Annotated in this window: 6 protein-coding genes; 1 reads left to right on the plus strand and 5 read right to left on the minus strand. The window is 69.5% G+C overall.

Annotated features, from left to right (window positions below; all coding sequences use genetic code 11):
• From AC2W7M_RS19625 to AC2W7M_RS19645, 5 genes are all read right to left on the minus strand, one after another.
• A partial coding sequence (locus AC2W7M_RS19625; protein ID WP_486134243.1) for an aspartate/glutamate racemase family protein occupies positions 1-646 on the minus strand: 646 nt, incomplete at its 3' end.
• Between the two features lie 4 nt (positions 647-650).
• On the minus strand, positions 651-2,009 hold the full coding sequence (locus AC2W7M_RS19630) for an amidohydrolase family protein (protein WP_486134244.1): 1,359 nt from the start codon (positions 2,007-2,009) through the stop codon (positions 651-653).
• Positions 2,010-2,014: 5 nt separating this feature from the next.
• Positions 2,015-2,824 carry an amino acid ABC transporter ATP-binding protein gene (locus AC2W7M_RS19635; protein WP_486134246.1) on the minus strand — a complete coding sequence of 270 codons (810 nt, stop codon included), beginning with the start codon at positions 2,822-2,824 and terminating at the stop codon, positions 2,015-2,017.
• A gap of 5 nt (positions 2,825-2,829) precedes the next feature.
• Positions 2,830-3,483 (minus strand): amino acid ABC transporter permease, encoded by a 654-nt coding sequence (locus tag AC2W7M_RS19640; RefSeq protein ID WP_486134248.1) that lies wholly within the window; start codon positions 3,481-3,483, stop codon positions 2,830-2,832.
• A gap of 220 nt (positions 3,484-3,703) precedes the next feature.
• Positions 3,704-4,429: a transporter substrate-binding domain-containing protein gene (locus AC2W7M_RS19645; protein ID WP_486134250.1), complete on the minus strand. Its 726-nt coding sequence runs from the start codon at positions 4,427-4,429 to the stop codon at positions 3,704-3,706.
• A 317-nt stretch (positions 4,430-4,746) separates the two neighbouring features.
• Here AC2W7M_RS19645 and AC2W7M_RS19650 point away from each other — a divergent pair.
• Positions 4,747-4,946 (plus strand): hypothetical protein (locus AC2W7M_RS19650; protein ID WP_486134252.1); only part of this gene is annotated, 200 nt, incomplete at its 3' end.

Below are 4,946 nucleotides of genomic sequence, written 5' to 3' on the forward strand. Positions count from 1 at the left end.
CAGGCGCGCCAGCACCTGCGCCTGGCCCACGGCGGCGGCTGAGCGGATCGATGAGCGGCACCGGCACGCGGTCCGCCACCCGCTGGGCGAGGCCCGTGAGCGGCGCGCCGGCGAGGATCACCACGTCCGCTCTGTCCTCGGCCACCGCGCGGCGCGTGGTTTCCACAAGCTCGGCTTCCAGTTCGTGCTGCACGTCGGACACCGAGCGGAAGCCCGCTTCCGGCACGCGGATGGAGGCGCAGCGCGCGCCCATGCCGGTGAGCGCCACCGCGTCCTCGTACCAGGGAGTCAGCGCCGGCGAGAAGGTGACGATGGAGAATTTCGGCCCCAGCATGCAGGCGGTGAGCATGGCCGCTTCCGCCATGGCCACCACCGGCAGATCGAACAGCTCGCGCGCGGCGACGAGGCCGGGATCGCCGAAGGCGGCGATCACCACCGCGTCCATGCCCTCCTGGTGGGCGGCGATCATCTCCAGCGTGAGCGCGCCGGCGACCACCGCCTCGGCGCGGCTGGCGATGTAGGGCAGGCCCTGCGTCGCGGTGAGGGCGATCAGCTCCACGTCCGGCGCCAGCACCGGACGGGCGGTCGCGACCATGCGCTCGGTCATGTCGGCCGAGGTGTTGGGATTGATGAGCAGGATGCGCATGTCGTCAGTCCCCGCGCGCCCGACGCCAGAGCGCGGCGATGGCGGCCTCGGCGTCGCGTCGGATGTCGCTTTCATTGACCTTGGTGGCGGCGCCCGCCTCCACCACCACTTCGCCGTCCACGGCCACCAGTTCCACGTCGCGCCCGTGGGCCACATGGACGAGGTTGCCGAGCACGTTGGTGCGCGGGGTGAGGTGGACGCGGCGGAAGTCGAAGGCGACGAAGTCCGCCTTCTTGCCCAGCGCGATCGAGCCGATCTCGGCCTCGAGCCCCATGGCGCGGGCGCCGGCCATGGTGGCCATCTCGAACACGGCGGCGGGCTGCCAGTCGTCCGTCACCGCGCCCATCTGGATGCGGCCCACCGCCAGCGCCCAGCGCATCACCTCCACCATGTCGGCGTGCATGTTGTCCGTGCCGAGCGTGAGCTTCGCGCCCGCCGCGCGCAGCTTCTGGGTGGGGGCGATGGTGGCGCCGGTGGCGTTGCCCTTGGCGATGTGCGCCACATGGATGCCGGCGCGGCCGATGCGGGCGATGTCGGCTTCGCTCACATGGATGCAGTGGGCCGCCAGCAGGCGGTCGTTGAGCAGGCCCAGCTCCTCCAGCAGTTCCGGCGGGCTCTTGCCGTCGCGTTCGCGGATGCGGGCCACCTCCACCTTGCTCTGGGAGAGATGGGTGGTGACGCGCAGCCCGGTCTCTTCCGCCGCGCGGGCGATGCGCTTCAGGAACGGCGTCGAGCAGGTGTCCGGCGCATGGGCGGCGAGCTGCACGCCGATGCGGCCGCCGCTCTTGCCCTCGTAGCGGGCGGCGAGTTCGAGCGCATCGTTCAGCTTCTCGTCGCCGATGGCGTCCACATGCTCCCAGCGGCCGAGCGAGACACCGGAGAAGTCCACGTCGTGGATGCGCCCGCACGACCACACCCGCAGCCCGATCTCGGCCATGGCGGGCGTCACCACGTCCGCATGGACGAAGGTGTCGTTGATGAGGGTGGAGCCGAACAGCAGTGCCTCCAGCGCCCCGAGGCGGGAGATGGCATAGGCCTCGTCCGGCGTCACCATATGGCCCTGGGGGATGCCGGGCGTGTAGGCCGGCGCGAAGCCGAGGTCCTCCGCCACGCCGCGCACCATGGAGAGGTTGGCGTGGGTGTGGATGTTCAGGAAGCCGGGCGTGATCACGCGCCCCGGCAGGTCGATGCAGCGGTGGGCAGTGGGCGGCGCGGCGTCGGCGCGCGCGTCCGCGATGAGCACGAAGCGGCCGTCCTTCACGCCGAGCCAGGCGTGCTCGATCGCGGGCCGGGCCGGATCGCCGGTGAGGAGGGTGGCGCCGGTGACGAGGAGGTCGAGCGCAGGTTGGTTGGTCTGTGTCATGACGCTCACCGGTTCAGCACATGGGCAAGGAAGCGCTGGGTCTTCTCCTCGCGCGGGGCGGAGAACACCGCCTCGGGCGGTCCCTCCTCGACGATCTCGCCGTCGGCCATGAAGATCAGGTGGTCGGCGACCCGGCGGGCGAAGCTCATCTCGTGTGTGACCACCACCATGGTCATGCCCTCGCGCGCCAGTTCCGCCATCACGTCCAGCACCTCGTGCACCAGTTCGGGATCGAGCGCCGAGGTGGGCTCGTCGAAAAGGATCAGGCGCGGCTCCATGGCGAGCGCGCGGGCGATGGCGACGCGCTGCTGCTGGCCGCCGGAGAGCTGGGACGGGCGCTTGTCCATGTGCTCGGCCAGGCTCACGCGGGTGAGCTGCGCCGCGGCGCGCGCCTCGGCCTCCCTGCGCGACAGGCCGAGCACCTTGGCCGGGCCGATGGCGACATTCTCCAGCGCCGTGAGGTGCGGAAACAGGTTGAAGCGCTGGAACACGAAGCCGAACTTGCGGCGCTGGCGCGCCAGGTCCGCCTCCGGCAGGGGGCGCCACTTCGCCTCCTCGCCCATATAGGCGCCGCCGATCGGCTCGCCGAGCAGCTCGATGGTGCCGCCGTCGGGCGTCTCCAGATGGTTGAGGCAGCGCAGCACCGTGGTCTTGCCGGAGCCGGACGGCCCGATCAGCACCAAGGTCTGGCCGGCCATGAGGTCGAACGAGATGCCCTTGAGGATTTCCCGGTTGCCGAAGGACTTCCGAAGGCCGCGCACGGCGAGCAGCGGCTTCAGGCCGCGCGGCACGGGGGTGGGAGCGATGGAGGTCATGGCGATCACCAGGCCGGCAGGCGACGCTCGATCACCCGCGAAATCCAGGAGAGGACGCTGATGATGGCGTAGTAATAGATGGCGAGCAGGGTGAAGATCTCCACCGGCGCGAAGTGGGAGGCGATGATCGCCTGGCCCGAGCGCGTCAGCTCGTAGACCGAGATCACCGACAGCAGCGAGGTGTTCTTGAGCAGCGTGATGATGTCGTTGGTGAGCGCCGGCATCATGGGGCGGATCGACTGGGGCAGAAGCACGTAGACGAGGATCTTGCCGCGCGTCATGCCGATGGACTTGGCCGCTTCGGTCTGGCCCTTCTCCACCGCGCCGACGGTGCCGCGCACCACCTCCGCCACATAGCCTGCGCAATTGAGCGAGAGGGCGATGACGCCGGCCCAGAACTCGCCGAGCCGCAGGCCCATGGCCGGCAGGCCGAAGAAGACGATGAAGATCTGGATCAGAAGCGGCGTGCCGCGGATGAAGTCCACATAGGCGCGCACCATCCAGCGCGCCGGCGCGAAGCCGCCGAGCGAGACGAGGCCGAGGATGATGCCGCCGGAAAGGCCGATGATGCCGGCGATGGCGGCGATCTTCAGCGTCATCACCGTGCCCTCCGCGAGCAGGGGGATGGCCATCTGGACGACGGACCAGTCGATGGTCATGGGAGGGGTGCTTCCTCAGTTTCATGTGCGGCGCGGCGGGCGCGCGTTTCGCGTCCGCCGTCAGCCGGAGGGCATGGCGGGGCCATGACCTTTGTCGTTTCGAGCCTGTCATGCCCCGGCTCGTCCGGGGCATCCACCCAGCGGCCGGGCAGACCCTGCGGGGGATTCTCCGGACCCGCCGGGGGATGACGGCGCCGCAGGCAGCCTGCGGGAGATGGGGTCAGGAGAAGGTCGGGACCTTGTCGGCGAGCTGCATGCGCACGCCGAACCACTTCTCCTGCAGCTTGTAGATTTCGCCGCTCTCCTTCAGCGCCGTGATGCGCTGGTTGAGGAAGGCGATGAGGTCCTCGTCCTCCTTGCGGGTGCCGATGCCGGCCCAGTTGCGCGGGCCGATGTCGCGCACGATGGCGTATTTGCCGGGCGCGTCCTTCACCACCTGGGTGAGGGTGGCGAGGGTGTTGATGACGCCGTCCACCGAGCCCTGGGCCAGCGCCAGATAGGCGGCCGGGTGGTCGTCATAGGTCTTCACCTGGGCGAAGCCCTTGCCGGTGGCCGCCTTCAGCTTCTCGTCGAGGCCGGTCTTCATGGTGTCGCCGGCGGAACCCAGCTTCACGCCGAGCACCTTGCCCGACATGCCGGAGAGGTCCTTGATGGTGCCGGCATCGGCCGCGCGCACCAAGAGCTCCTGCGTCGCCTCGGTATAGGGGATGGAATAGCCGACCTTGGCGACCCGCTCCTTGGTGTAGGTGAGCGAGGTCATGATGACGTCGAAGTTGCCGGCATAGAGCGCCGGGATGACGCCGGCCCAGGCGGTGTCCACCATCTCCACCTTCACGCCGAGCGGGGCGAAGATCGCCTTCGCGAGGTCCACGTCGTAGCCGACGATGGCGCTGCCCTCGCGGAAGGTGAAGGGCCGATAGGCGGCCTCGACGCCGATCCGCACCACGCCGCGCTTCTTGATGTCCTCGATGGTGAGCGGCGCGGCCGCGGCGGCCCTGAGACTTGCGCCAGCAGCGCGGGGGCCGCGGCTGCGGCGGCGAGTGCGGAAACGGTGAGGGTCAGGAAGCGGCGGCGGGAGGCGAGCAGACGGCTCGACGGCTGATCGGACGAGGGACGGGCCATGGCGAATTCTCTCTCGTTCAGAAGGGGTTGGGGGACGCGAACAGAGCCGATAAAATTGCATTCCATCTGATTTTCAATATTATATGCAATAAGTTAGTTCTCCAAGGCTAGGGGTGTTAGAGCTGAATGATTGGGCAACGGGTGGCGCGAAAGCAGGCAATCGACAGGACCGCGCGCCGCGGCACCCGCGGCGGCCTCATCGGTCCCGGCCGGCATCTGTCTGGTCGCAATGAGAAAGTTCGCGGCGCGGCGCTGCCGGGCCCGGCCCCGGAGGATGCGCAAGAGCGGGCGCCATGTGCCGGCAATCTGCGCAGCGCACCGGCGGCCGTGTCGCGGCGGCC

It is taken from the genome of Xanthobacter sp. BG11Y11_SDJG (assembly GCF_057364445.1).

Excerpts from the sequence above, each read along its gene's own strand:
- AC2W7M_RS19630 (WP_486134244.1), bottom strand. The coding sequence starts at position 2,009 with ATGACACAGACCAACCAACCTGCGCTCGACCTCCTCGTCACCGGCGCC.
- AC2W7M_RS19635 (WP_486134246.1), bottom strand. The coding sequence starts at position 2,824 with ATGACCTCCATCGCTCCCACCCCCGTGCCGCGCGGCCTGAAGCCGCTG.
- AC2W7M_RS19640 (WP_486134248.1), bottom strand. The coding sequence starts at position 3,483 with ATGACCATCGACTGGTCCGTCGTCCAGATGGCCATCCCCCTGCTCGCG.